Source organism: Hymenobacter sp. DG25A, from assembly GCF_001280305.1.
GTDB lineage: Bacteria > Bacteroidota > Bacteroidia > Cytophagales > Hymenobacteraceae > Hymenobacter.
The window spans coordinates 3,276,813-3,303,559 of the sequence record NZ_CP012623.1 but is presented as its reverse complement, the minus strand read 5'-3'; the positions used below and the strand labels follow the sequence as shown (position 1 = coordinate 3,303,559).

Genomic DNA, 26,747 nt, shown 5'->3' with positions numbered 1-26,747 from the left:
AAAAATGAATACGGCAAAGGTAGGCTTGTCGGAAACCGGCGCAATGTTATCAAATTGTTACGGACAGGAGGCCCTGTTTGCGGTTAACGTAGGATTACCGTTCATGTTCCGCGCGCAGGCTTTAGGCAGGCGCCATGCTGTGACAAGCTAAAGCTTCTGCTACTTTTGCAGCTATGAGCAAGCAACCGCAGCAAACTGCCAATACCACCGAAGGCACGCTGGCCGACATTGTGGCCCACGCCAAGGAATACGGCTTCGTGTTCCCTTCCTCCGAGATTTACGATGGCCTGGCTGCCGTATATGACTACGGCCCCAACGGCGTGGAGCTGAAAAACAACCTCAAGCAACTCTGGTGGAAAGCCATGACGCAGCTCCACCAGAACGTGGTGGGCATTGACGCGGCCATCTTCATGCACCCGCTCACGTGGAAAGCCTCCGGCCACATTGATGGCTTTTCTGACCCCATGATTGATAACCTCGACAGCAAGAAGCGCTACCGCGCCGATGTACTGCTGGAGGAAAAAGCCGCCGAGTACGAAAACGCCGGCGACAAAACCCGCGCCGACGCCCTGCTGGCCGAGATGGGCCGCCTGCTCACGGCCGAAGATCTGGCCGGCGTCAAGCAGCTCATCCTCGACGAGAAGATTCTCTGCCCCGTCAGCAAAACCGGCAACTGGACCGATGTGCGCCAGTTCAACCTGATGTTCTCCACGCAGGTGGGCGCCGTGGCCGACGACTCCAGCAAGATCTACCTGCGCCCCGAAACGGCCCAGGGCATTTTCGTCAACTTCCTGAACGTGCAGAAGTCGGCGCGGCAGAAGGTGCCGTTTGGCATTGCCCAGATTGGCAAAGCCTTCCGCAATGAGATTGTAGCCCGCCAGTTCATCTTCCGCATGCGGGAGTTTGAGCAGATGGAAATGCAATTCTTTGTGCGCCCCGGCACTGAGGGCGAGTGGTACAACGTGTGGAAGGAAACGCGCCGCCGCTGGCACGAGGCCCTGGGCCTGCCCGCTGACAAGCTCCGCTTCCACGACCACGACAAGCTGGCCCACTACGCTAAGGCTGCCGTGGACATCGAGTTTGAATTCCCCTTCGGCTTCAAGGAAATTGAGGGCATCCACTCCCGCTCCGACTTCGACCTGACCCAGCACCAGGCGCTGAGCCGCAAAAAGCAGAACTACTTCGATAACGACATCAACCCCGAAACCGGTAAGCCCTACGGCAACTACGTGCCCTACGTGGTAGAAACCTCCGTGGGCGCCGACCGTCTGTTCCTGGCCACGCTCTGCCAGGCGTTCCAGGAAGAAACCATTACCGAGGGCGAAGGGGAGGAGCAGAAAACCAAAACCCGCAAGCTGCTGCGCCTGCACCCGGCCGTGGCCCCGGTGAAAGCCGCCATTTTCCCGCTGGTAAAAAAGGATGGCCTGCCCGAGAAAGCCAACGAAATCTACAACAGCCTGCGCTTCGATTTCCGGGTGGTAGTAGAAGAGAAGGACAGCATTGGTACGCGCTATACCCGCCAGGACCTCATCGGCACGCCGTTCTGTATTGCCGTAGACCACCAGACGCTGGAAGACAATACCGTAACTGTCCGGCACCGCGACTCCCGGGAGCAGACGCGCATGCCTATTGCCGAGCTGCGCAGCTACATTGGGGAGGCCGTGAGCTTCTCGCGCATTTTCGAGAAGCTGTAGGCTGACTTATCCAGAAGTTATCAACAAAAAGCCCCGGGATGATTCATCCCGGGGCTTTTTTTTATGCGGTAAGCAGTGCAACAGGTGTGCGAAGTGCTAGTTGTCGCCGAGCCAGGCGGCGGCCTCCTTGCGGGAGGTGAAGTAGTTGAACTCTACGTTGTCCGGGGTGATGGTATTGCCGACGCCGGCGGAGTAGTTGCCAATCTGGTACTGGTACTGGCCTTCGGACAGGACGGCGGCAATAAAAATGGGACGGTTGAAGGTATTGGGAATGTTGCTGACCAGGGGACCCAGAATCTGGTCTTCCTCGTCGGAAGGGGGCGCGTTGCGCTTCAGGTCCAGCAGCAGCTTGCCCACGTTCTTGCCCAGCATCTCCTCCAGCGCCCGCTGGTACGCCAGCCCAAACGAAACCGATAAACGGGTTGCGTTGTAGCTTAAGTACAGGGTTTCAGTAGCGTGATGATAGGTCAGGGACGCTTCCGGGGTTTGGTACAAAGTCATATATGCGGAAAAGGCAGGCTTTATTAAGTATAGTGCAATTAAAGTATTGTATAGAAAGCCGTTTGGCCGATTATTGTTTAATAAATCCACACAAAGTTGTCGATATTTTCAGGAATATTTCGCGTATAAGTCCAAAAAATTTTGTCTTCCGCCGAAACGATTTTAGCTAACCTGTCAGTCGGTTTATACCGGCATTACCTGATTCCGTACCTTTGCTCCATTTTAGCGGCCTATGTGGAGTAAACTCGCCTTATTCATTATCAAGAACCGGCGGCTTCTGGTCCTGCTCCTGGCCGCTATTACTGTGTTTATGGGCTGGCAGGCTCGCAAAGTCGAGATGACCTACGACTTTGCCCAGGTGGTGTCGCCCACCGACCCGGACATGGTGTATTTCCAGCGCTTCAAGCGCACGTTTGGCGAGGACGGCAACGTGCTGGTGCTGGGTATGCAGGACAGCTCAGTATACCGGCTGGGCAACTTCAACGAGTTGCGCATCCTTACCGATACCCTGAATAAAGTGAAAGGGGTGAGCGGGGTGCTCTCCGTTACCAAGCTCATCAGACTGGAAAAAGACACGGCCACCCAGAGCTTCCGGGCCAGCCCCATCTTCCGGCGCTTCCCCCAGACCCAGCACGAGCTGGACTCTTTGATGGGCGTAGTCAACCGGCAGGAGTTCTACAAAGGCCAGCTGATTTCGCCCACTACCGGCGCCACGCTGCTGGCTCTCACCATGGACCCCAAGTACCTGAACTCCTCCAAGCGGGAGTCGGTGATGAAGGAGATTCTGGGCCACGCCGAGCGGTTTCAGCAGAAAACCGGCATCCGGCTGCACTACGCCGGCCTGCCCTACGTGCGCTCTACCATGACCACCAAAGTGGCCGGCGAAATGAAGTTTTTCGTGGGCCTGACGGTGGTGATGATGGCTCTCACGCTACTCATGTTCTTCCGCACGTGGTCGGCGGTGGTGTTTCCGCTGCTCATTGTGCTGGTGGTGGTGGTCTGGTGCCTGGGCTCCATGGTGCTGTTGGGCTATAAAATCAACCTGCTCACCGGCCTGATTCCCAGCATTATCATCGTCATCGGGATACCCAACTGCACCTACCTGCTCAGCCGCTACCACTACGACTACCGAAAATCCGGGAATCAGGTGCTGGCCATGACGCGGGTTATCCGCAAAATCGGGCTGGTTACGCTCATGAACAACACCACCACGGCCATTGGCTTTGTGGTGTTCTGCTTCACCAACATTGCCATTCTGTATCAGTTTGGGCTGGTGGCCACCATCAACATCTTCGTGGCCTTCATCATCTCCTTTATTCTGATGCCCATTGTGTTCACCTACCTGCCGCCGCCCACGGCCAAGCAGCTGGAACACCTGGAAGCCAAGCCCCTGACCAAGCTGCTGGAGTTTTTCGACTACCTGGTGCTGCAGCGCCGCGGCACCGTATATCTGATTGCCGCCGCCCTGGTCACGCTCTCCATTTTTGGCATTGCCAAGGTGAAATCGGTGTCTTATATGGTGGATGATCTACCCAAGGATTCATCGGTTAACTCCGACCTGAAGTTCTTTGAGCAGCACTTCAATGGTGTAATGCCCCTGGAAATTGTGGTGGATACCGGCAAGAAAAAGGGCATTCTGAAGCTGAAAAACCTGGAGAAGATTGACCGGCTTGAGAAGTACCTGAGCACCCAGCCCGTACTCACCACGCCCGTGAGCATCGTGACGTTCCTGAAAGCCTCTACCCAGGCTTTCTACAACGACGACCCCCAGTACTACCGCCTGCCCGATAACTCCGAGAAGAACTTTATCCTGAGCTACCTGGCCCGCTCCCAGAAGAAAGGCGGCAGCATGGACAGCAAGCTGCTGCGCTCCTTTATCGACTCTACCGGCCAGCAGGCGCGTATTTCACTGAAAATTGCCGACATCGGCTCCCGCAACCTCGACACCCTGCTCACCCGCCAGATTCAGCCCCAGATTCAGGAAATCTTCAACGGCACGGGCATGGAGGTGAAGATGACGGGCACCACCATTCTCTTCACCAAGGGCAATGAGTACCTCATTGGCATGCTGAAGGAAAGCCTGATTCTGGCCTTTGTGCTGGTAGGTCTAGTGGTCATGATTTTGTTCCGCAGCATCCGGGCCGTGTTCTTCACCCTGTTGCCTAACCTGGTTACGCTCATGCTAACAGGTGGCCTGATGGGCTATTTCGGCATTCCACTGAAGCCCAGCACGGCGCTTATTTTCAGCATTGCGCTGGGTATTGATGGCGACAACTCCATTCACCTGCTGGCCAAGTTCCGGCAGGAGCTGGCCGTAAATGGCCGCCGCGTGCGGGCCGCCATCAGCACCACGCTGAGCGAGGCCGGCACCAGCATGATTTACACCAGCATTGTGCTGTTTCTGGGCTTTTCGGTGTTTGCCTTTTCTGAGTTTGGCGGCACCAAGGCCCTGGGCCTGCTCATGTCGGCTTCTCTGCTGATAACCAATTTCTCGAACCTGATTCTGCTCCCATCTTTGCTCGTTACCTTCGAGCACGGCAAGGACGAAACTATTGATAACTCGCTGATTCAGCACTACGATGACTCGTACCTGGTAGAAGACGACGACCTGGAGCTCGACCTGGACCGCATTCAGGTGCAGCCCAAGCTGGAAGCCTGAAAAACAAAAAAGCTGTCCTCCTGAGCTTCGCGAAGGACCTTATGCCTATTGAACGACAATCGTTATTTCGACTTGTTCAGGTGTGGCAAGGTCCTTCGCGAAGCTCAGGCTGACAGAGTAGATATAGCCTAAGATCCCACAGATCATATGAACTACCCCGAATACAAGCAGCCCCTCAACTACGGCCAGGTCGGCACCGATATCCTGGCGTGGTGGAAGCAGAACAGCATCTTTGAGAAAAGCGTGAGCACCCGCGAAGGGCAGCCCACATTCGTGTTTTACGAAGGTCCGCCTTCGGCCAACGGTGCCCCCGGCATTCACCACGTGATGGCCCGCACCGTGAAGGACATCTTCTGCCGCTACCAGACGCTGCTGGGCAAGCAGGTAAACCGCAAAGGCGGCTGGGACACCCACGGCCTTCCCATTGAGCTGCAGGTAGAAAAGGAGTTGGGTATCACCAAGGAGGACATCGGCAAGAAAATCAGCATTGAGGAGTACAACCAGCGCTGCCGCGAAACCGTGATGCGCTTCAAGGCCCAGTGGGACGACCTCACCGAGAAAATGGGCTATTGGGTGGACCTCGATGACCCCTACATCACCTTCGAGCCGGAATACATTGAAAGCTGCTGGGCCCTGCTCAAAAAGCTTTACGACAAAGGCCTGCTCTACAAAGGCTACACCATTCAGCCCTACTCGCCGGCCGCCGGCACGGGCCTCTCGTCGCACGAGCTGAACCAGCCCGGCACCTACCGGGACGTGAAGGACACGACCATCGTGGCCCAATTCAAGGTGAAGCGCGACGAGAAATCAGAGAAGCTGTTTGGCAATGTTAAGCTGGATGAAGTGCCCCTGGCGGCGCTGTACGGCGATACAGCCTCGGAGCCCGAGGTGTATATCCTGGCCTGGACTACCACGCCTTGGACGCTGCCGGCCAACACCGGTCTGGCCGTGGGCAAGAACATTCCCTATGTGCTGATAAGCACCTTCAACCCTTACACCTACGCGCCCATCCGGGTAGTGCTGGCGGAGGCCCTGGTAGGGAAATATTTCACCGAGAAGGGCAAAGACGCATCGTTTGAAGACTTCAAGCCCGGCGACAAAGTACTGCCCTGGCGCATCGAAAGCACCTTCAAAGGCGCCGACCTGGTCGGCATCAAGTACGAGCGGCTGTTTGGTCACGGAACCGGCTTTCCGGCTTTCGAAGGGGAGGAGCGTGCCTTCCGCGTGATTCCCGGCGACTTTGTCACTACCGAAGACGGTACCGGCATTGTGCACATCTCGCCCACCTTTGGGGCCGATGACTTCCGGGTAGCGCAGCAGAACGACGTGCCCGCCCTGATGGTGATGGATGCCGAAGGCAAACCCACGCCCATTGTTGACCGCACCGGCCGCTATGTGCCCCAGATGGGCGAATTTGGCGGCCGCTGGGTGAAAAACTACGACGGCCACGACCAGTCCGGCGCCGACTACAAAACCCTGGACGAAAGCATTGCCATCCGCATGAAAGGCGACGGTACGGCCTTCAAAGTGGAGAAGTATGAGCACACCTACCCGCACTGCTGGCGCACCGATAAGCCCGTTCTCTACTACCCGCTGGATTCCTGGTTTATCAAAACCACGGCGGTAAAAGACCGGCTCATCGAGCTCAACAAAACCATTAACTGGAAGCCCGAAAGCACCGGCACCGGCCGCTTCGGCAACTGGCTGGAAAACCTGGTGGACTGGAACCTGAGCCGCTCGCGCTACTGGGGCACGCCCCTGCCCATCTGGCGCACCCAGGATGGCTCGGAGGAAATCTGCATCGGCAGCATCGAGCAGCTCAATGCTGAAATCGAGAAGGCCGTAGCCGCCGAAGTCATGACCCACAACCCCTACAAAAAGGTGGATGATAACTGGGTGATGGCCGTTGGAGAACAACCAACAACCAAAAAAATCGACCTGCACCGGCCCTACGTGGACGATATTTTCCTCGTTTCGCCCTCCGGCTTGCCCATGTACCGCGAAACCGACCTCATTGACGTGTGGTTTGATAGCGGCGCCATGCCTTACGCCCAGTGGCACTACCCGCTGGAGAACAAGGAGAAGTTTGAGAAGAATTTCCCCGCTGATTTCATTGCCGAAGGCGTGGACCAGACCCGCGGCTGGTTCTTTACCCTGCACGCGCTGGCCGTGATGCTGGAAGACTCCGTGGCCTTCAAAAACGTAATGGCCAACGGCCTGGTGCTGGACAAAAACGGCAACAAGATGAGCAAGCGCCTCGGCAACGCCGTGGATCCGTTTGCCACCATCAGCCAGTACGGCCCCGATGCCACGCGCTGGTACATGATTGCCAACGCCCAGCCCTGGGACAACCTCAAGTTCGATCTGGCCGGCATTACGGAGGTGCAGCGCCGCTTCTTCGGCACGCTGTTCAATACTTACTCGTTCTATGCCCTCTACGCCAACCTCGACGGCTTCCAGGCCCGCGAGTTTGACCGGGTGCCGCACTCGGAATTAAGTGAGCTGGACCGCTGGATTCTTTCCAAGCTTCAGTCGCTCATCGTGGAAGTGCGCGGCCACTACGACTCCTACGACCCCACCAAAGCCGCCCGCGCCATCCAGGATTTTGTGACGGATCAGCTCTCCAACTGGCACGTGCGCCTCTCGCGCCGCCGTTTCTGGAAGGGCGAGCTGACCCAGGACAAGCGCGCCGCCTACGAAACCCTGCAGGAATGCCTGGTAGTGGTGGCCCAGCTCATGGCTCCTATTGCGCCCTTCTTCGCTGAATGGCTCTACAAGAACATGACCGACTCCATGCGCGAGGAGGCCGTAGCCAAAAACACGCCCCTGGCGCCCGAATCGGTGCACCTCACGCTGCTGGTGCAGGCCGATGAGTCGCGCATCGACAAGGCCCTGGAAGAACGCATGGAGTTGGCCCAGCGCATTTCTTCGCTCACCCACTCCCTCCGTAAAAAGTCGGTGCTGAAGGTGCGCCAGCCCCTGCAGCGCATTCTGGTGCCCGTTCTGAACGACACCACGCGGGAGCAGGTAGGCCTGGTGGAGGACCTGATCTGCGCCGAGGTGAACGTGAAGCACGTGGAGTTCCTCGACGATACCAGCGGCGTGCTGGTGAAGTCGGTGAAACCCAACTTCAAGCGCCTGGGCCAGCAATATGGTGCCCGTTTGAAAGCCGTGGGAGCCCGCATTCAGCAGATGACGGCTGAAGAAATCAGCACCCTCGAAAAAACCGGCCAGCTAGCCGTGGAAGTCGAAGGGCAGCCGATAACGCTGGCACCTGATGACGTGGAAATCCGCACCGACGATTTGCCCGGCTGGCTGGTAGCCACCGATGGCCCGCTAACGGTGGCCCTGGACGTGACCCTGACCGACGAGCTGCGCCAGGAAGGCGTGGCCCGCGAGCTGGTGAACCGCCTGCAGAATCTGCGCAAAGACAGCGGCCTGGAAGTGCAGGACAAAATCCGCGTGACCTTGGGCCAGCAGCCCGAGCTGGAAGCCGCCGTGCAGTCGTTCGGCGACTACATCCGCACCGAAGTGCAGGCCCTGGCCCTGAATTTCGCGGCTGATGTAAACGGCGGTTCCGTGCTGGAATTTGATGACTATAAGGTGCCGGTGCAGCTGGAAGTTGCAAACGCCTGAGGCTGAAGTGCCAACCGATTCTGTAGAAAGGTCGGTTGGCACACCGCCGCACAAAGCATTTTGCAGCCCCGCTAAATCGGCTTAAAAGGGCACAAAACGCCCGAAAAATATATACCAGAGGGCAGGAGAATGGACAGGCCGCTTCCCACCGGAAAGTCTAAAATTCTTCGTCACTTTGTACCTGGAGAGGGGAGAGGTTCCGATGCTGACACTACGTCAGGGCGAAGTCTCACTTCTCACTTCTAACCTCTCACTTCTCACAAATGAAGTACTGGAAATACTACCTGGTGGCGCTGCTGGTCATCGTCATTGATCAGCTCTCAAAGTGGACGGTGCACCGCTATATGCCCATGGGTATGCCCGGCGAAATTCACCTGCTGGGTGACTGGTTTAAGCTGCACTACACGCTGAATCCCGGCATGGCCTTCGGGGTAGAGCTGCCGCCGCCCTACGGCAAAATCCTGCTCACCAGCTTCCGCTTGGTAGCCGTCACGGGCATTGCCTACTACATCTACAAGCTGTGGAAGCAGCACGCGCCTAATGGCTTTATCGTGTGCGTGGCCATGATTCTGGGCGGCGCCATCGGTAATGTCATCGACTCCATTTTCTACGGCGTTATCTACGAAAATGCCCCCTTTGGCTCGCCTACGCCCTGGTTTCATGGGCAGGTGATTGACATGCTGTACGTGGATATCTACGAAGGCTTTCTGCCCATGTCCTGGCCGCTGGTAGGCGGCTCGCACGTGTCGCTGTGGCCTATTTTCAATATTGCCGATGCGGCCATTTTCGTAGGTGTTATGCTGATTCTGGTGTTCCAGAACCGCTTTTTCGGACATCATGAGCAAGCGCACCCCCTGGCCGCCGATGACGTAGCCGCCGCCCAGGCCCGCCACGACGCCGAAGCCTCCGAAGTAGCTTAGCGCCACCCATTACCAGCCAAAACGGCCCGCCGGACTTGTTCCAGCGGGCCGTTTTGCGTAGCACGCACAGTAGCGCGAAGCTCCGGCTTCGCGTATGAGCGAAGCGAATTCCAGCGCGCTTGTAGTCGTCATCAACATCAGCATATGCCTGTTACTCGCGTTGCTCGTACGCGAAGCCGGAGCTTCGCGCTACTGTGCGTGCCACAATTCTTCCCCGCTTATCTTTACCTGCCTCACTTGCGAAGCTTTGCTTCGTGCTACCTGCCCTCCGTGTCTCAGCCCATTCTCTCCGTTCGTAACCTCACTATTGACTTCGCCAGCCACCGCGGCAACACGCGGGCCGTGGATAGTATCTCGTTTGAGCTGAAAAGGGGCGAAACGCTGGCTATTGTGGGCGAGTCGGGCTCGGGCAAATCGGTGACGTCTTTGGCTTTGATGGGGCTGATTCCGCTGCCGCCCGGCCGTATTACTACCGGCGAAGCCTGGTTTCAGTCGGAAGCGCTGGGGGAGGTGGACCTGCTAAAGCTGACCGATAAAGAGTTGCAGCAGGTGCGCGGCAACGACATCAGCATGATTTTTCAGGAGCCGATGACCTCCCTGAACCCCGTGTATACCTGCGGCAGCCAGGTGGTAGAGGCCCTGCGCCTCCACACTAAGCTCAATGAAAAAGAAGCCGAAGCCCGCACCGTGGAGCTGTTCACCATGGCCCAGCTGCCCCGCCCGGAAAAGATCTTCAAAAGCTACCCCCACGAAATAAGCGGCGGCCAGAAGCAGCGCGTAATGATTGCCATGGCTATGGCCTGCAACCCCGCCATTCTCATTGCCGACGAGCCCACCACGGCCCTGGACGTAACCGTGCAGGCGCGCATGCTCCGCCTCATCGATGACCTGCGCCGGGAGCACAACACCGCCGTCATCTTCATTACCCATGACCTGGGCGTGGTAGCCGAAATTGCGGACCGGATTCTGGTCATGTACCGCGGCCGCGTGGTGGAGCAGGGCGCCGTGCTGGACATCTTCACCAACCCCCAGCACCCCTACACGAAAGGGTTGCTGGCCTGCCGGCCAAAATTATCGGTAGGCCGAAAAAGATTACCCGTGGTAGCCGATTTTATGCAGGAAACGGCCGATGGAAGCTTCATTACGACTGAAAGTGCCTCGGTGCAACTGCCTATTGCTGAAACAGGTGAATCCTCTTACAACGGCGCTGAAACCACCAAAACGTTTCCCGTGGAACATCCCGTTTCACGCCCAAAAGAGCCTGCTTTCGGTCTGGAAACGGCTCCTGCTGCTGAATCTGGCCTGCCCTTGCCCGCTGAGGCAACCGGCATTCCGATGGTGGCAGAGCTGCAAGACATTTCAGCCAACCGCCCCGTAAGTCAGCCGCCTAAAGTGGAGGTAGAGGACGTTTCGGAACAGCCTCAATCTGGTCTTGCTGCCAACCCCGCAGCTCCAAAACCAAAACCCTTGCTGCAGGTAGAAAACCTGAATGTGCACTTCCCCATCCGGAAGGGTTTCCTGCGCCGCAAGACGGAATACGTGCGGGCCGTGGACGGGGTGAGCTTTGATATTTACCCCGGCGAAACGGTGGGTCTGGTAGGGGAGTCGGGCTGCGGCAAAACCACCCTGGGGCGCACGCTGCTGCGGCTGGTGGAACCTACCTCGGGCAGCATGCTGTTCGAAGGAGTTGATCTGGCTAAGTTGCCGGCTGGTGAGCTGCGCCGCCGGCGGCGGGAGTTTCAGATGGTGTTTCAGGACCCGTATGCGGCCCTGAACCCTATGATGACGATTGGCGAAGCCATTCTGGAGCCCATGCGCGTGCATGGCGTAGGCGGCACCAAGCAACAACAGAAGGCCCGCGTGCTGGAGCTGCTGCGCACGGTGGGCCTGAAGGAGGAGCATTACCTGCGCTACCCGCATGAGTTCAGCGGCGGCCAGCGCCAGCGCATCTGCATTGCTCGCGCCCTGGCCCTGCAACCCAAATGCATCATCTGCGACGAAGCGGTATCCGCCCTCGACGTATCGGTGCAGGCGCAGGTACTCAACCTGCTAAACGACCTGAAACGGGAGTTCGGCATCACCTATCTATTCATCACCCACGACCTGTCGGTGGCCCGCTTCATGAGCGACCGGATCCTAGTGATGCGCCAGGGACAGATTGTGGAAAGCGGCCCCGCGGCCGAGGTCTACGCCAACCCCCAGCACGAGTACACCCGCCAGCTGCTGGCTGCCATTCCCAAAGATGAGCCGGCCGATATCCGCGCCGCCGTCGCCAGCCGGGCGTAGGAGGGAAGCCGGTTTATTCAAGGCCCGTTGTCATGTCGAGCGAAGCCGAGACATCTCGCTAGTGTGGTAAATAGTAATTAGCAACACAACCTCAGCACGCGAGATGTCTCGGCTCCGCTCGACATGACGGTCAAGCTTGATATGGCGGCTTTGTTGTCATCCTTAACCCAAGCATAACCTCGCATTTTCGGCTAGAAATAGTTATTCGCCGATATATTCCGTATCATCTTTTCAAAGCCACTTTAGGGCGCTATTACCTTATTCCCGGAAGCTTCGTAACAACTCCGAAGCTTTCCTCTTACTCAACCCCGCCGCCTGCGAAAAAGACAACCACTGGCGGCCCGTTTTCTACATGAAAGAAAAAGACGACTCTGCCGCCCCCCGCGCCCCTCGCGCGAAGGCGACCCGCGGTGACAACGCCGCTGCCCCAATCAGCAAAGACCAGCTGTTCCGCATATTCCGCGACAACCCGGGCAAAGTATTTTCCTACCGCCAACTCTCCCGCCGCCTTGGCGTGACCACCAAAGAGCAGCGCGACGATATTTTCAGCCATCTGAAGGCGCTGCGCAAAACCGGCCTGCTTACGCTGCTTCAGAACGACGACTATCGTCTGACCGATGCCAGTGCCCTACAGCAGGCTACCGAGCCCGCCAGCGGCCGAAATACGCGCAGAAAACAAGAGGACATGAAGCCCCGCGGTGGTGGCCGTCCGGTGGAATCCGAGTTCGGTCAGGACCCCGTGGTGCACCGCCGCCGCGAAGCTGGTTTCGACTTTCCCGGTGACGAGCCCTCCGGTGCCCGCCGTCGGCGCGAGCATGGCGGTGGCGCTGCCGAGGTGATAACCGGCACCGTGGCCCTGGCCACCGACAAATACGCTTTCATCATCAGTGAAGAAAGCGAGCAGGACGTGCGCGTGTTCACGGACCGGCTGATGTACGCCATGCACGGCGACACAGTGCGCGTACGCCTGCGCGGCTCCCGCGACGGCCGCCCCGTGGGCGACGTGGTGGAAGTGCTCAAGCGAGTGCGCCCCGAAGTAGTGGGCCGCCTGCAGGTGCAGGGTGGTATCGGCTTTGTGAAGCCCGACAACCGTAAGCTGTACTTTGATGTGTTCGTGCCTTTCGAGAACCTGCAGGAAGCCCGCAACGGCGAGAAGGTGCTGGTGCGCATTATTGATTTCCCGGAAGACCCCAGCCGGTCGCCGGTGGGGGAAGTGCTGCGCAGCTTTGGCCCCGCCGGCCAGAACGAGGCCGAGATTAACGCCATCATGGCTGAGTTTGGGTTGCCGTTTGAGTTTCCTTCGGAGGTAGAAGCCGAGTCGGAAACTATATCGGAGGCCATTCACGTGCAGGAAATGGCCCGCCGCCGCGACTTCCGCGACATCACCACCTTCACCATTGATCCCGCCGACGCGAAGGACTTTGATGATGCCCTGAGCATCCGGAAGCTGGAAAACGGCCACTGGGAAATTGGCGTGCACATTGCCGACGTAACCCATTACGTACGCCCCAACACCGAGCTGGAGCGCGAGGCCAAGCACCGCGCCACCTCCGTGTATCTGGTAGACCGGGTAATTCCCATGCTGCCCGAGCGCCTCTCCAACGGCCTGTGCTCCCTGCGCCCCCACGAAGACAAGCTGACCTTCTCGGCCGTGTTTGAGCTGGATGAGGAAGGCAAGCTTTATGATTCGTGGTTCGGCAAAACCATCATTCACTCCGACCGCCGCTTTGCCTATGAAGAAGCCCAGGAGCGTATTGAAGGCCTGGAAGCCGACTATACCGCCGAGATTCAGCTAATGAACAGCATTGCCAAAAAGCTGTGCGCGGCCCGCTTCAAGCAGGGCGCTATCAGCTTCGAAACCCAGGAGGTGAAGTTCCGTCTGGATGAGAATGGCAAGCCGCTGGGCGTGTATGTGAAGGAGCGCAAGGACGCCCACAAGATGATTGAGGAGTTCATGCTGCTGGCCAACCGCAAGGTGGCGGAGTTTGTGTTCAAGCTCAAAAACCGCAAGCCGCGCCTCACCATGGTGTACCGCGTGCACGATGCCCCCGACCCGGACCGCCTGCAGAACTTCGCCCTCTTCGCCCAGAAGTTTGGCCACACGCTGGACCTCACTAACCCCAAAAAGCTGAGTGCTGAGCTCAACGATTTGTCGGTGGAAGTGGTGGGCCGGCCGGAGCAGAACGTCATCCAGACGCTGGCTATCCGCACCATGGCCAAGGCCACGTATACCACGGATCCGCGCGGGCACTTCGGTCTGGCCTTCGACCACTATTCCCACTTCACTTCCCCTATTCGCCGCTACCCCGATATGATGGCGCACCGCTTACTGGAGCACTATCTGGAAGGCGGCAAGAACATGGAGGTGGAGCCCATTGAGGAGGAGTGCAAGCATTCTTCGGAGCGGGAGAAGATTGCCGCCAATGCCGAGCGCGCCAGCATCAAATTCAAGCAGGTGGAGTTCATGTCCGAGGTTATCGGCGAGCAGTTCACCGGCGTGGTGTCGGGCCTCACGGAGTGGGGCATGTACATCGAAATTGAGGAGAATAAGTGCGAAGGCATGGTGCGCCTGAGCGACATTCCCGGCGACTATTTCGAGCTGGACAAAGACAACTACCGCATCGTGGGTCAGCGCAGCAAGCGCATTATCCAGTTCGGCGACGAGCTGCAGGTGGTGGTGAAAGCTGCCAATCTGCTAGACCGCACCATCGACTTCGAGCTGGTAGACAACCGCCCCGATTCCGTAAAGCAGCGGGAGCAGGAAGAGCGCCGCAACAGCAAGCCCCGCGGCTACCGCCCCGAGCGCAGCAGTGGCGGCGGCAAGCCCGGCGGTAAAGGCGGCAACCGCCGCCGGTAGCTTATCATGCATCTAATGAAAAAGCCCTTGGTGTCTTTCGGGACGTCAGGGGCTTTTTGCTAGTAGGTCCTGCTACAAGGCTGCGCAAATGAAATTCACCAGCGCCTGACAAAATCGGGCTCCACCGGTTTCCTCCGTACCTTTCCCCCTGAACCGTACCCGCTCCTCCGTGGACCTTTCTTTTTTCGCTGATAAACTCTCCGCCGGCCTGGCCCAACTGCACTACGGCCACCAGCCCACTGCCCTCTACGAGCCCATTCGCTACATCATGGGCTTGGGTGGCAAGCGCATCCGCCCTCTGCTCACCCTGCTGGGCGCGCACCTCTTCACCCACGACCTCGACCCCATTATCAAACCCGCGCTGGCCACCGAAGTCTTCCACAACTTCACGCTGCTGCACGACGACATCATGGACCAGGCGCCCCTGCGCCGGGGCCAGCCCACGGTGCACGAAAAATGGAACGCCAACGTGGCCATTCTGAGCGGCGACGTGATGCTGGTGCGGGCCTACGAGCTGTTCCTGGATGTACGCCCCGAGCTGCTGCCCCAGGTGCTGCGCCGCTTCTCGCAAACGGCTGCCGAGGTATGCGAAGGCCAGCAGTGGGACATGAATTTTGAAACCGAAACCCAGGTCAGCATCGAGCAATACCTGAACATGATTCGGCTGAAGACGGCCGTGCTGCTGGGCTTTGCCCTGGAGCTGGGCGCCCTGCTGGGCGGTTCTTCTCAGGAGGATGCTGACCACCTGCGTCAGTTCGGTACCGATATCGGGTTGGCCTTCCAGCTCCGCGACGACCTGCTGGACGTGTACGGCGACGCCGCTACCTTCGGCAAGCGGGTAGGGGGCGACATCGTATCGGATAAGAAAACCTTTCTGCTGCTCACGGCCCAGGCGCAGGCCAGCCCCGCCCAGCGCACGGAACTGGCCCGCTACATTGGCCAGCCGGTTACTGATGCAACGGCTAAAGTGGAGGCCGTGCGCGCCATCTACGACGAGCTGGCAATTCGCGCCCAGACGGAGGCACTCATCAACACGTACTTTCAGGATGCCCTGCACCACCTGGAGCGGGTGGCGGCTCCCGCTGACCGCAAAGAGCCGCTCCGTCTGTTGGCACTGCAGCTCATGGAGCGGGAAAGCTAGGCTCGCTTTTAAGGCGTTTTTCCGGCTTCTGGCAGCCACTTATTTGCTAGCAGCTACTTGGCGCTGTTTTACTCTTTTGGAGCGCTATATGGGCTCCTTTTTCACGTTTTCCTGTTCCTCATGCTCAATCTGAGCCCCACCCTCGTTTTAACTCTCCTGACGGCTGCCATTTCGGTGTATGCCTGGTCTAACCAGCAGCTTTTGGAAAGCTGGATCCTGAGCCCCTACAAGGTGAAGCGCCAACATGAGTGGTACCGCTTCCTCACCTCCGGCTTCCTGCACGCCGACTGGATGCACCTCATTTTTAACATGCTGGCCTTTTACTCCTTCAGCCCCATCGTGGAAGGTGTGTTTGTGGACCAGTTTGGCACAACCTGGGGCTTGCTGGCTTTCCTGCTGCTTTATCTGGGCGGCATCATCCTCTCGGATATTCCCACCTACGTGCGGCACCGCGACGACCGTGACTACCGCAGCCTAGGCGCCTCGGGCGGGGTCGCATCCGTCATCTTCGCCAGCGTGTTGTTTCAACCCACTGCCGGCATCCGCATCTTCCCGCTGCCCTTTGATATTCCCGGCTTCATCTTCGGCTTCCTGTACCTGGGTTACTCCTACTACATGGGCCGGAAGCGGGGCGATAATATCAACCACGATGCCCACTTCTATGGGGCTTTGTATGGGGTGGTGCTCACCCTGGCGCTTATTCCGGAAGTAGGCCCATATTTCCTTGGTAAGATCCTGGAGTATATTTCATAAATATCTGATAATCAATATAATAACGTAATTTTATTTGCATATTTATATCCAATCCGGGGATAGTGCGTAAGAAGTGGCAAATCTCTTCCTTCCATTCCTATAACTCTCCCTGTTATGAATAAGCTTGCTCCCTATCTGAACCGTGTAGCTGTGGCTCTGCCTATGCTGGCCCTGCTCTTGGTTATGTCTTCGTGCAGCCGCTACAATGCGAATGGTGGTCTGGCTACCTGGGGCTACGTGTTGCTGGCTCTGGATATCCTGGCCATGATTGATGTATTCCGTCAGCCCTGGTCTATTGGCAAGAAGCTCCTGTGGGCAGCCATCATCTTCTTCTTCCCCCTGGGTGGTCTTATCATCTATTACCTTTTTGCCGGTCGCGGCAAAGCCTAAGCATTCCGCTTTTCACAACAACGGCCCACTGCAGATTCTGCGGTGGGCCGTTGCTTTTTATAGCTGTTGAGAGGAGAGGGTTATCGACTTTGGTTGCGCTCCTTCTCCAGCCGGGCTACATGCCGGGCCAGCTGTCCTCCATTGGTTATCTGCTTTACCTGCCAGTGGTCACCCTGGTTCTGCAGCTTCACCTCCAGTACCAGAGTCGTATCATAGCGGGGCTGGGTGAACTCCAGACCTACCAGAGCTTCGTCTCCCTGGCGCTGATTGTATTTGATACCCTTAAAGCGGCTATCGGGGCTGATAATGGATCCGGCCATCCCCAGCACCTTCACGGGCAATGCCGGCCGGGCTGCGGCCTGGTCCGGGTTGGCTTCAATGTAGCGCACTATCTCCTGCCGGGCTACCTGGCCCAGCTGCGGTTTAAGCAAGCGAAGCGCGCCCTGCATCAGCATGCTGCTCCCACCCGGAATGGCTTCCATCACGCGCTGGTCAGTCATTTGCTCCACCAGGTTATCTGTCAGCGTGTGCAGGTCTACGTAGTGCTCAAACGTGGCTACGTCGTGCATTTTCGCTGCTTTCACCGCCTGTATCAACGCATACTCCGGCCCGCCTGTCAGTCGCTTATAATACAGGTAGCCACCTATGCCCAATGCAGCCAGCACGGCTATGATCAATAATTTCTTCATTCTTTTTCGGTGTTATGCTGATTATACGGCGTGCAGGCATGCCTTTTAGTACCCTGCCGGGTGTGCGTGCGTAGATACGTTCTATGCCACATACTATTGCCTCCCGCCCAGAAGTCCATGGACATCGTGGATGCCGGGGCCTGCGTCCAGAAAATACCATGCCCGGATTCTTACACGCCCTTTCCCTGGGCGTAGACGTGTTGGAGCTGGATGTAGTTATCTCTGCCGATAACCAAGTAGTGGTGTCGCACGAGCCGTGGTTTTCCTCGGCTATCTGCCGCTTGCCATCAGGGCTGCCTATTCCCTCTGGTTCCGAGCAGGAGCACAATCTTTACCAGCTCCCCTATAGTGCTATTAAGCAGTATGACTGTGGCCTGACGCCGCATCCGGGTTTTCCTTTTCAACAACCAGTAGCGGCCGTCAAGCCCTTGCTACGCGACGTTCTCACGCAGGTATCGGCGGCTGCCCAAACGATGGGTCGTGCGCTGCCCCGTTTCAGTATTGAGATTAAGAGTGAGCCAGGCGGTGATGGTGTTTTTCATCCTGCGCCGGCGCGCTTCGTGCAGCTCGTTATGGAGGTTGTGCTGGCCTCCGAATTTCAGGACCGCACTACCCTGCTCAGCTTTGATCCTCGCATCCTGCAGGTAGCCCATACGCAGTATCCCACGGTGCCTTTGTGCCTGTTGGTGGAGGATGAAATCCCTCTGTCAACTCATCTTCAAAAGCTGGGGTTTATACCCGCTGTCTATGGCCCGCGCTTCTCCCTGGTTACGGCCGAACTGGTAGCGGCTGTTCACGTGCTGGGTATGCGGATTATCCCCTGGACAGTGAATGAACCCGATGCTATGAAAGCTCTACTGTCTATGCACGTAGATGGGCTTACCACGGATTATCCTGACCGTCTAGCGCTGCTAACCTCCTGATTCAGGTTAATAGCTCTGGCTTTTGCGCGTGTGCTCTCAGCATTACACTGCGTAAGCACGCCCTTGTCATCCCGGCTTATACCAAGGAGAAGTTTGTGGTAACTCAGTTGATGGAAGTTGACTTCTTAAAGGGCTTTATACGGGTGAGTTACGAGTTTTGTAACGTTACATACAATGTTATTTGTAAAATGTATCAATGATATGTAACGTGTATCATGTAATTTCGTATTCTGTAAATTGTATCTGATACTGTAAATGTGTAATTGTTACACCGTGTAATTGTAATGCGATTTACGTATCATGTTTGTATAGCTTGTTCGTTTTTTACATATTTACATTTCCCCAGTAATACACCCTCCTTATATGCCACATCAGGGCGAAATCCTGCAGGAAGCCATTAAAAACAGCGGTATTTCCATTACACGTATAGTGGAAGAACTGGGTATTACACGCCCTACTATCTATCGTAAATTCAAAGATGAAACACTTGATTACGCTTTTGTAAAACGTATCGGTGATATAATTTCGCATGACTTTTCGAACGACTTTACATTACCGCAACAAGCATCTTTGCCATTTGTAACATCCGGTTATAATGTTACACCTGTTACACCTATTACAAATCGGCATTCCGTTACACCTTCTTCTGTATCATTAACTGATCAGGACTATGCCAAGCAGCTAATGGTCCTCCAAAACAAGTACATAGCACTGTTAGAGGCTTACAATGAGTTGCTGCTTAAAGTGTATGGTCCACGCTAACAAAAATGTTCCACGTGAAACATTTTTGTACAACTGCAGTAGCGGACAGCGTAATAGCAGGCTGGTAATTGAAGGGGGGGAAATAGGGAGATAAGTAATCAGGTAAAGGAGGGCGGATATGACTAGGATAAGAGCTGGTAGGGGGAGAAGAGCGAGGATATCGAAAGCAGTGTATAGAAGTTTTGCCTAAGCTGGAGGGACAGGTTAACGGCCAAAAGGCACCAGGAAGCTTCTGCTAAAATCCGAAAAAAGGGATAGTCAAACCGATCCACACTAGGCACAGTAGCTGCCAAAGGAAAGGGAGAAAGTGGGGTAGTATAAAGCCAATAGAAGGGCTAGACTACCCAGGATAAAGGCGGTAATATGGGATGAGGCAACAAGCCGGAAGGGGGAGTTAATCTACTCTGCAGAGAAGCCTGTCTTGGGTGAGGCCCGAAGAAAACAGCACAACCAGATGAGGTCGTAAAAAGCGGGGTGGAGCCGCGTCTGCCTTGAATAAAAGGAGGGAGGAATAGGAAGGCCAGGTAGCAGCCTAAAGGCGAGTAGTGAACTGCCTATAATAGAAAAACAACCCCTCGCTCTAAGTGGGCAAAGGGAGAGTAGATCAATGCAGGATAAGACAAACCTGGGAAGACCAGGCTATATGAGCACTGCGGCAGTGGGCTGCTGAATAAAGTAGAAAAAAGCCGGGTAGCCGAAACGGCTATAAGAAGATGACTTCTGAAATAACCTGCTCACCCACTTCGGCATTGATAATATCCAGCACCCGGGTCTTAGCCATCACCAGCTCATGCTTGAGAGGGGCCGAGCTCAGGCGCACAAACAGTTTGCCGTTGCTCACATATACCTGTTGGGTTTTCATAGCCACCGCCTTGCCCATTACCCGCTCCCAACTGGCTACTACGGTTACCTCATTCAATTTGCCCTGCAACCGGTAAGCCTTAAGCAATGCCGTAATACCGTCCTTCAAAGGCACAATATCCCCCTGACGAGAATTTGGGTTCGAATTATGCTTTTTCAAAGTGAAGTGGTATTTTAACGCGCGGAATTACGCTGAGAAGCTGAACAGCAAAGATAGGGGAGAATGAAGGCCTTCTAACTTTATAAAGCACGGACAGTACCACGCTCCACCAAAAACCGACTCACCTGTTCCGAGAGCGAAGCCAGAATCCGGTCGGTGCGCTCCAGGTGAGTATCGGTCAAGAAAACCTGGCCGAAGGTGTGGTCAGCTACCAGCTGCAATAGTCGGGTAATGCGCCGCTCATCCAGGCGGTCAAAAATATCATCCAACAGCAGCAGGGGTTTGTGGCCTTTGCGGGCCGCAGCCATTTCAAACTGGGCCAGCTTTAATGCAATGGCGTAAGACTTTTGCTGACCCTGGGAGCCGTAGCTCTTCACGGGCATACCATCCATCAGAAAGACAAAGTCGTCCTTGTGAGGGCCGATGGTGGTGCGCTGGAGGATCAGGTCCTTGCGCTCATTTAAGCGAAGGAGCTTACCAAAGTCAGCGTCGCTGAGCTGGCTTTTATATTCCAGGGTCACTTGCTCCCGGCCATCGGCCAGTTGCTCGTAGTGCCGCTGAAAAATAGGGGTGAACTCCGCCAGGAACTGTAGTCGTTGCTGAGTAAGTTGCTCGCCAAGGGGGGCCAGCTGTTCGTCCAGCACCAGCAGGTAGTCCCGGTCATAACCGCTCTGGCGCTCGGCGGCCAGTTTGAGCAAAGAGTTACGTTGCTTGAGCAAGTGGGAGTAGCGGATCAGCAACTCCAGATAAGCGTGGTCCAGCTGCGAAATAAAGCTGTCGAAAAACTTGCGTCGCTCCTCACTACCCTGCCGAATCAAGTCCGTGTCGTAAGGAGAAATCAGGACCACCGGGTATTTTCCTATGTGGTCTGATATCCGTTCGTAGGGTTGCTTGTCGTGCGTCAGGGCTTTCTTCTGGCCGGCGCGCAAACTGCATTGTATGGTTTCCAAGGTATCCGCAGGAGGGGTGCGAAACCGCCCCTTCACTACAAAGAACTCCTCTCCCTGCTTAATGCTCTGGGCATCGGAGGAGGTAAAGGCACTTTTCGTCAAACACAGATAATGGATAGCATCCAGCAGATTAGTCTTGCCACTACCATTGTCTCCCACGAAACAGTTGATATGCGGAGACAGCCGGAGCGAGGCTTCATCGTAGTTTTTGAAGAATAATAGGTATAGACTATCCAGTATCATTCGGTTCGGAATTGCAATCCTTTTACGTACTTTCGCATCCCAAACGCGAACAACCGAAAGCAAGATGGCGGAGACGAAAGTAAAGGCTACCCCAAAGGCTTCCAATTCGGCGAAAAAATCGTCGGCTCCGAAAGCTGCAGGTAAAGACAAGAAGGTAACCCCGGATACGGTAAAACAACCTGATCCGGTTATGCCACCGGCTGGTGATCCGCATGCTGCGGCTCCGAGAGCTACCACTACGGACAAGCCACAGTTTCCGAAGGAGACTTATATGCAGTGGTATGAGCAAATGATGCTCATGCGCAAGTTTGAAGAGAAAGCTGGCCAGCTATACGGCCAGCAAAAGATAAAGGGCTTCTGCCACCTCTACATTGGTCAGGAAGCGTGCGTTGCCGGGGCGGTATCAGCCCTGACCAAGGGTGATAAGTGGATTACGGCTTACCGTGACCACGCGCATCCCCTGGCGCTGGGCACCTCGCCTAATGCCATCATGGCCGAGCTGTTTGCGAAAGCTACCGGTTGCTCCAAAGGCAAAGGCGGCTCTATGCACATGTTCGATAAGAACGTGAATTTTGTGGGCGGCCACGGCATTGTAGGCGCGCAGGTTCCGATGGGTGCCGGCATTGGCTTCGCTGAGAAATACAACAAGACCGGCAACCTCTGCATCTGCTACATGGGTGATGGTGCCGTGCGCCAGGGTGCCCTGCACGAAGCCTTTAACATGGCCATGCTGTGGAAGCTGCCGGTTATCTTTGTAGTAGAGAACAACGGCTACGCCATGGGTACATCCGTGCAGCGTACTTCTAACGTCACGGAGCTGTATACCATAGGCGAAGCCTACGACATGCCTTCGGAGCCGGTGAATGCCATGAGCGTGGAAGACGTGCACAACGCCGTGGCCCGCGCCGCGGAGCGCGCCCGTGCCGGCGAAGGCCCCACGTTCCTGGAGTTCAAAACCTACCGCTACAAGGGCCACTCCATGAGTGACCCCGCCAAGTACCGCACCAAGGAAGAGCTGGAGGACTACCGCTCCCGCGACACCATCGAGTCGGTACGCCACACCATCCTTACCAACAACATGGCGACCGAAGAAGAACTGGCCGCTATTGATGAAAAGATCAAAGCGCAGGTTCAGGAGTCGGTAGAGTTTGCTGAGAACTCCCCGTACCCCACCGCCGATGAGCTGTTCAAGGACGTGTATGTACAGCAGGACTATCCTTATATCCGCGACTAATTACCGAGCGGAGTACTAACCGGCTTCACGGCCGCTTTTCTGAAATCAAGTAATGTCAAAGATTCCCTACACGCGGAACAGTCCGCTGAACCGCAGCCAGGTAAACCAGGAGCCTGCAGACCCCACGCAGCCTAATCCGGAAGCCCTCAATCCGGAGCACCCGCTGTTTGAAGATCCGGATGCCCTGGCTGCCCGCCTGGCAGGCTCGGAAGATTTCGTGCGCAGCAACAAGAATCTCCTGCTCGGCATTCTAACCGTGGTGATTCTGGCAGTAGTAGGGGCTTTTGGCTGGTATACTTGGCGTAATAAGCAGGATGAGAAAGCGCAAGCTGCTCTTTTTCAGGCTGTTAATTACTGGGAAGCTGATTCCGTGAAGAAAGCCATGAAAGGCGACGGTCAGTACGAAGGTCTGGAAGCAGTAGCTTCCGAGTACGGCAGCACCAAAGCCGGCAACCTGGCAAACTTTTACGCCGGCGCCGCCTCTTTGAAAGAAGGCAAATTCCAGCAGGCTATTGATTATCTGCAGGACTTCAGCTCCGATGACGAGCTGGTGCAAGCCCGCGCCTATGCATTGCAGGGTGACGCTAACCTGGAGCTGGGCAAAACCAAGGAAGCCGCTGACCTGTATGAGAAGGCGGCCGACTACAAAGCCAACGAATACTTCTCGCCGAGCTATCTGCTGAAAGAGGCTGCCGCCCTGGAGCTGGCAAAGGACTATGCCGGAGCCGTAGCGGTATATGATAAGATTCTGACCGATTATCCGGCCGCTGCCGAAGCCAACGAGGCCAAACAGTACAAAGCCCGCGCCCAGGGCCTGGCCGGCGGCAAATAAGCCCCAAAAAAGGCATTAGAAGCTGCGCTCTTCCGTGAGGAGGGGCGCAGTTTTAGTTTACGATTCAGACCAGACGAACAAGCCCGCATGGCCACTTCCCTCAAAAACCTCAGCGACTATACTTCCGACCACTTTATTGACATCAGCGAGAAGAAATTTGGGCTGGTAGTAGCCGAGTGGAACCGCGAGATAACCGACGTGCTCAGCCAGGGCGCTTACGATACCCTTTTGAAGCATGGTGCCAAAGCGGAGAATATCTACCGCAACACCGTACCCGGAAGCTTCGAGCTGACCTTGGGTGCCCAGTTGCTGGCCCAGCACGAGGAGATTGATGCCGTTATATGTCTGGGTGTGGTTATTCAGGGCGAAACCAAGCACGACGACTATATCAATAATGCCGTTGCCCAGGGCATCACTCTGGTAGGGCTGAAGTTCAACAAGCCCGTCATTTTTGGTCTGGTGACCACCAATACTCTGGAGCAGGCCTGGGACCGGGCGGGCGGCAAGCACGGCAACAAAGGAGTGGAAGGTGCCGTGGCCGCCATTCATATGCTAGGCTTCTAAGCAGTTAAGCAGGGAAAGCGAAGCCAAAGCCAGGGCAAAAAGCTGGCTGTTCCCAACAAAAGCGTAGCTTTGCGGCCGTATTAAAACCGGGGTCGGTTAAGAAAGGCCGAGATGACGCTTGCATACGCTTCAACTTCAAACTAAATTGAAACGCCTGCTGTTAAGTCATATCTAGCTCTAGTCAGACTATCCGGTATTTTGCTAACCCACTTATAATCAATTCCCTGTTCCCATGAGTGAAGAAACCCTACGCTATTCCAGGGAAGAACTGGCCGAGTTTGAGGCGATTATTCAAGACAAACTCACCGCTGCCCGCAAGGAAGTAGCTTTCATCAAAGAAACACTGAGCCGCAAGAACGATTCGGGTACGGACAACACCGCTTCTTCCTCCAAAGTGTTGGAAGATGGTGCTGATACCGCTGAAAAGGAAAGCCTGAACCAGTTGGGCGCCCGGCAGATGAAATTCATCCAGCAGTTGGAAAATGCGCTGGTGCGCATCAAAAACGGCACTTATGGCGTGTGCATCGGCACGGGCAAGCTCATTCCCAAGGAGCGCTTGCGGGCCGTACCGCACACCCAGCATTCCATTGAAGCCAAAATGGCTCGGCGCGACTAATTTCTGCCGCTCATACTTACTTGCCCGGACTATCGGCCGGCTGCCCACTTGGGGCTGCGCCGCTGGTCCGGGCACTGTTTTCTCCGAGTTTTCGTTTCTTCGAAAACCTGATTTTTTTAGTACCCTTTTTGAATCGGTACCGTAGCGATACGGCACGCAAGCCTGCACTTATGGGCAAGAAACATTTCTCCGACGACACTCCCGGCAGCCGGGGCCGCACGGGCAGCCGCCCTTCCGGTCCTTCCAGAGGCTCCGACAACTCCCGCAACTTCTCCTCCCCCCGCCGCTCAGAAGGCGGCGCTGGTAATGAGCGCCGCTTTGGTGGCAACTCAGCCCCCGGGGCGGTGACTTCAGCTCCCGCCCGGCCTTTGGCCGTCCGCCCCAGGGTGGGCAGGGCAGCTACGGTGGCCCCAAGAAATTTGGTGGTGCTGGTGGCTACGGCGACAAGAAGTTTGCGCCCAAGCGCGACTTCGACCGGGATGCCCCGCGCCGTTCCTATGATGACCGCCGCGAAACCAATTCCGGCTATCGGGATGAGCGCCCGGTGAAACCCTTTGAGCCTAAAGGTACCTGGGCCGGCCAGCCATACCGGCACGAGGATAAGCCCGCCGTTCCCCGCGGCGACCGGGGCGAGCGGAACCGCAAATTCAATAAAGTAGGCCCCAACCCGGCACCGGCTGCGGCCCCACAAAAGGCTTTCGATAACGACGAATATCGGGCTCCGGAGCGTGGCGCGGACCTGGGTCCGGACCGTGAAATCCGTCCTGCCCGTCCCTTTGATTTTCGGGGTCGTCCGGATGAAGGCACGTTTGAGCGGGAGCGGCCTCGTAGTGCGCCTGACCGCCGCGAAGGTGGTGCCGGCCCCCGCAGCTTTGGGGAGCGGCCCGCCTTTGGCAGCCGTCCATCCTCAGACCGCAAAGACAGCGGAAGCCGCCCTTATGGCGACCGAAATGAGAGTGGCAGCCGCCCGGCTTACGGCGACCGGCCGCAGGCGCGCCCATATGGCGACAAGCGGGAAGTCCGGCCTTACGGGGACAAGCGTGAGGCGCGCCCATACGGTGATGCCGGCAAAGACCGTCCTTCGTACGGCGACAAGCGCGAAGCACGCCCGTATGGCGAAAGAAGCGAGCGGCCTTTCGAAAAGCGCGACGCACGCCCAGCCGGAGCTGATAAGCGCGCCGGCCGGGATGTTCCTTCTAACCGCGCGGGCAAGCTGAAGTACGGCGAAGTTGCTGGCGAAGCCCCAGAGTACAAGAACCTCAAGTTTTACGAAGACGATAAAAACCGGGGCAACAAGCGCCGCCGCGAGGAAGAGGAAGTCAACTCCGACGAAATCCGCCTGAACCGCTACATCGCCAACGCCGGTATCTGCTCCCGCCGCGAGGCCGACTCGCTGATTGTAGCGGGCGAAATTAAGGTAAACGGTGAGGTAATTACCGAACTGGGCTACAAGGTGAAACCCACCGATACGGTACAGTACGGCAAAACCAATCTGAACCGGGAAAAGCTGGTGTATGTGCTGCTGAATAAGCCCAAGGACTTCATCACTACCACGGAAGACCCCGAAGGTCGCCGGACGGTAATGGAGCTGGTGGCCAGCGCCTCGAAAGAGCGTATTTTCCCGGTAGGCCGCCTGGACCGCAATACCACGGGCCTGCTGCTATTCACCAACGATGGCGAAGTGGCGCAGAAACTCTCGCACCCCTCGCACAAAAACAAGAAAATCTATCAGGTAGAGCTGGATAAGCCCCTGACGGAGGAGCACCTGAAGCTGATTACGGCCGGGGTGGAGCTGGAAGACGGCAAGGCCGAGGTGGATGACGTGGCCGTAGTGGCGGGCAACCCGCATTTTGTGGGGGTTGAGATTCACATTGGTCGTAACCGAATTGTGCGCCGCATTTTCGAACACCTGGGGTATGATGTGGTAACCCTGGACCGCGTGCAGTACGCTGGCCTGACGAAGAAGGACCTGCCCCGCGGCAAGTGGCGTTTCCTGTCGGAGAAAGAGGTTATCCGCCTGAAATATTTCATGTAGAAAGCAACCCTGTACCGGGTTGCCGACTCCTCTTGGCAACA

General features: G+C 56.5%; 20 protein-coding genes. 16 read left to right on the top strand and 4 right to left on the bottom strand.

All coding sequences use genetic code 11. The features are described 5' to 3' along the window. Positions 1-173: 173 nt before the first annotated feature. On the top strand, positions 174-1,694 hold the full coding sequence (locus AM218_RS14135; protein ID WP_054414479.1) for a glycine--tRNA ligase: 1,521 nt from the start codon (positions 174-176) through the stop codon (positions 1,692-1,694). 96 nt (positions 1,695-1,790) lie between these two features. Here the strand turns inward: AM218_RS14135 and AM218_RS14130 are convergent, their stop codons facing one another. Beyond that, positions 1,791-2,195: a hypothetical protein gene (locus AM218_RS14130; RefSeq protein WP_054414478.1), complete on the bottom strand. Its 405-nt coding sequence runs from the start codon at positions 2,193-2,195 to the stop codon at positions 1,791-1,793. 232 nt (positions 2,196-2,427) lie between these two features. Between AM218_RS14130 and AM218_RS14125 the strand changes: the two genes are divergently transcribed. The 8 genes from AM218_RS14125 to AM218_RS14090 all read left to right on the top strand — a co-directional run bounded on the left by AM218_RS14125 (position 2,428) and on the right by AM218_RS14090 (position 16,837). Next, entirely contained in the window at positions 2,428-4,854 is a 2,427-nt protein-coding gene (locus tag AM218_RS14125; protein WP_054414477.1) for an efflux RND transporter permease subunit, read from the top strand. 147 nt (positions 4,855-5,001) lie between these two features. Continuing rightward, the gene (gene ileS, locus AM218_RS14120) at positions 5,002-8,490 is read left to right on the top strand and encodes an isoleucine--tRNA ligase (RefSeq protein ID WP_054414476.1); all 3,489 of its coding nucleotides are present in this window, start codon (positions 5,002-5,004) and stop codon (positions 8,488-8,490) included. A 263-nt stretch (positions 8,491-8,753) separates the two neighbouring features. Further along, on the top strand, positions 8,754-9,410 hold the full coding sequence (locus AM218_RS14115) for a lipoprotein signal peptidase (RefSeq protein ID WP_054414475.1): 657 nt from the start codon (positions 8,754-8,756) through the stop codon (positions 9,408-9,410). 270 nt (positions 9,411-9,680) lie between these two features. Then, a complete protein-coding gene (locus AM218_RS14110; protein ID WP_054415637.1) occupies positions 9,681-11,696 on the top strand; it encodes an ABC transporter ATP-binding protein in 2,016 nt (671 codons plus the stop codon). Positions 11,697-12,048: 352 nt separating this feature from the next. Then, on the top strand, positions 12,049-14,553 hold the full coding sequence (gene rnr, locus AM218_RS14105; protein WP_054414474.1) for a ribonuclease R: 2,505 nt from the start codon (positions 12,049-12,051) through the stop codon (positions 14,551-14,553). Positions 14,554-14,722: 169 nt separating this feature from the next. Continuing rightward, positions 14,723-15,694, top strand: coding sequence for a polyprenyl synthetase family protein (locus AM218_RS14100; RefSeq protein ID WP_054414473.1), 972 nt, complete (start codon positions 14,723-14,725; stop codon positions 15,692-15,694). A gap of 120 nt (positions 15,695-15,814) precedes the next feature. Further along, complete coding sequence (locus AM218_RS14095) at positions 15,815-16,447, top strand: rhomboid family intramembrane serine protease (protein WP_157547671.1); 633 nt, start codon at positions 15,815-15,817, stop codon at positions 16,445-16,447. Between the two features lie 114 nt (positions 16,448-16,561). Then, positions 16,562-16,837 (top strand): PLD nuclease N-terminal domain-containing protein, encoded by a 276-nt coding sequence (locus tag AM218_RS14090; protein ID WP_054414472.1) that lies wholly within the window; start codon positions 16,562-16,564, stop codon positions 16,835-16,837. An 80-nt stretch (positions 16,838-16,917) separates the two neighbouring features. On the opposite strand, the gene AM218_RS14085 is transcribed toward AM218_RS14090, so the two are convergent. Next, entirely contained in the window at positions 16,918-17,526 is a 609-nt protein-coding gene (locus AM218_RS14085; protein WP_054414471.1) for a DUF2939 domain-containing protein, read from the bottom strand. Positions 17,527-17,609: 83 nt separating this feature from the next. Here AM218_RS14085 and AM218_RS14080 point away from each other — a divergent pair, with 83 nt between their 5' ends. Together AM218_RS14080 and AM218_RS16860 are read left to right on the top strand one after the other, a co-directional pair. Next, the gene (locus AM218_RS14080) at positions 17,610-18,449 is read left to right on the top strand and encodes a glycerophosphodiester phosphodiesterase (protein WP_054414470.1); all 840 of its coding nucleotides are present in this window, start codon (positions 17,610-17,612) and stop codon (positions 18,447-18,449) included. A gap of 363 nt (positions 18,450-18,812) precedes the next feature. After that, on the top strand, positions 18,813-19,211 hold the full coding sequence (locus AM218_RS16860; RefSeq protein WP_071843801.1) for a helix-turn-helix domain-containing protein: 399 nt from the start codon (positions 18,813-18,815) through the stop codon (positions 19,209-19,211). Between the two features lie 703 nt (positions 19,212-19,914). On the opposite strand, the gene AM218_RS14075 is transcribed toward AM218_RS16860, so the two are convergent. Both AM218_RS14075 and recF read right to left on the bottom strand, forming a co-directional pair. Further along, complete coding sequence (locus tag AM218_RS14075) at positions 19,915-20,187, bottom strand: DciA family protein (protein WP_231717497.1); 273 nt, start codon at positions 20,185-20,187, stop codon at positions 19,915-19,917. Between the two features lie 125 nt (positions 20,188-20,312). Further along, entirely contained in the window at positions 20,313-21,425 is a 1,113-nt protein-coding gene (recF, locus tag AM218_RS14070; RefSeq protein WP_054414469.1) for a DNA replication/repair protein RecF, read from the bottom strand. Between the two features lie 190 nt (positions 21,426-21,615). On the opposite strand from recF, the gene pdhA reads away from it, so the two are divergent. The 5 genes from pdhA (at position 21,616) to AM218_RS14045 (ending at position 26,706) form a co-directional block, all read left to right on the top strand. Further along, positions 21,616-22,659 (top strand): pyruvate dehydrogenase (acetyl-transferring) E1 component subunit alpha, encoded by a 1,044-nt coding sequence (gene pdhA, locus AM218_RS14065; protein WP_054414468.1) that lies wholly within the window; start codon positions 21,616-21,618, stop codon positions 22,657-22,659. Positions 22,660-22,711: 52 nt separating this feature from the next. Further along, positions 22,712-23,491 carry a tetratricopeptide repeat protein gene (locus tag AM218_RS14060; RefSeq protein ID WP_082318248.1) on the top strand — a complete coding sequence of 260 codons (780 nt, stop codon included), beginning with the start codon at positions 22,712-22,714 and terminating at the stop codon, positions 23,489-23,491. A gap of 87 nt (positions 23,492-23,578) precedes the next feature. Next, positions 23,579-24,055, top strand: coding sequence for a 6,7-dimethyl-8-ribityllumazine synthase (ribH, locus tag AM218_RS14055; RefSeq protein ID WP_054414467.1), 477 nt, complete (start codon positions 23,579-23,581; stop codon positions 24,053-24,055). 232 nt (positions 24,056-24,287) lie between these two features. Continuing rightward, entirely contained in the window at positions 24,288-24,671 is a 384-nt protein-coding gene (locus AM218_RS14050) for a TraR/DksA family transcriptional regulator (RefSeq protein ID WP_044510862.1), read from the top strand. Positions 24,672-25,215: 544 nt separating this feature from the next. After that, complete coding sequence (locus AM218_RS14045) at positions 25,216-26,706, top strand: pseudouridine synthase (RefSeq protein WP_054414466.1); 1,491 nt, start codon at positions 25,216-25,218, stop codon at positions 26,704-26,706. Positions 26,707-26,747: the final 41 nt, after the last annotated feature.

Coding starts and splice junctions, on each gene's coding strand:
- AM218_RS14080 (WP_054414470.1), top strand. CDS start 17,610: ATGCCACATACTATTGCCTCCCGCCCAGAAGTCCATGGACATCGTGGA.
- recF (WP_054414469.1), bottom strand. CDS start 21,425: ATGATACTGGATAGTCTATACCTATTATTCTTCAAAAACTACGATGAA.
- AM218_RS14130 (WP_054414478.1), bottom strand. CDS start 2,195: ATGACTTTGTACCAAACCCCGGAAGCGTCCCTGACCTATCATCACGCT.
- AM218_RS14050 (WP_044510862.1), top strand. CDS start 24,288: ATGAGTGAAGAAACCCTACGCTATTCCAGGGAAGAACTGGCCGAGTTT.
- rnr (WP_054414474.1), top strand. CDS start 12,049: ATGAAAGAAAAAGACGACTCTGCCGCCCCCCGCGCCCCTCGCGCGAAG.
- ileS (WP_054414476.1), top strand. CDS start 5,002: ATGAACTACCCCGAATACAAGCAGCCCCTCAACTACGGCCAGGTCGGC.
- AM218_RS14060 (WP_082318248.1), top strand. CDS start 22,712: ATGTCAAAGATTCCCTACACGCGGAACAGTCCGCTGAACCGCAGCCAG.
- AM218_RS14125 (WP_054414477.1), top strand. CDS start 2,428: ATGTGGAGTAAACTCGCCTTATTCATTATCAAGAACCGGCGGCTTCTG.
- pdhA (WP_054414468.1), top strand. CDS start 21,616: ATGCCACCGGCTGGTGATCCGCATGCTGCGGCTCCGAGAGCTACCACT.
- AM218_RS14095 (WP_157547671.1), top strand. CDS start 15,815: ATGCTCAATCTGAGCCCCACCCTCGTTTTAACTCTCCTGACGGCTGCC.
- AM218_RS14085 (WP_054414471.1), bottom strand. CDS start 17,526: ATGAAGAAATTATTGATCATAGCCGTGCTGGCTGCATTGGGCATAGGT.
- AM218_RS14135 (WP_054414479.1), top strand. CDS start 174: ATGAGCAAGCAACCGCAGCAAACTGCCAATACCACCGAAGGCACGCTG.
- ribH (WP_054414467.1), top strand. CDS start 23,579: ATGGCCACTTCCCTCAAAAACCTCAGCGACTATACTTCCGACCACTTT.
- AM218_RS14090 (WP_054414472.1), top strand. CDS start 16,562: ATGAATAAGCTTGCTCCCTATCTGAACCGTGTAGCTGTGGCTCTGCCT.
- AM218_RS14115 (WP_054414475.1), top strand. CDS start 8,754: ATGAAGTACTGGAAATACTACCTGGTGGCGCTGCTGGTCATCGTCATT.
- AM218_RS16860 (WP_071843801.1), top strand. CDS start 18,813: ATGCCACATCAGGGCGAAATCCTGCAGGAAGCCATTAAAAACAGCGGT.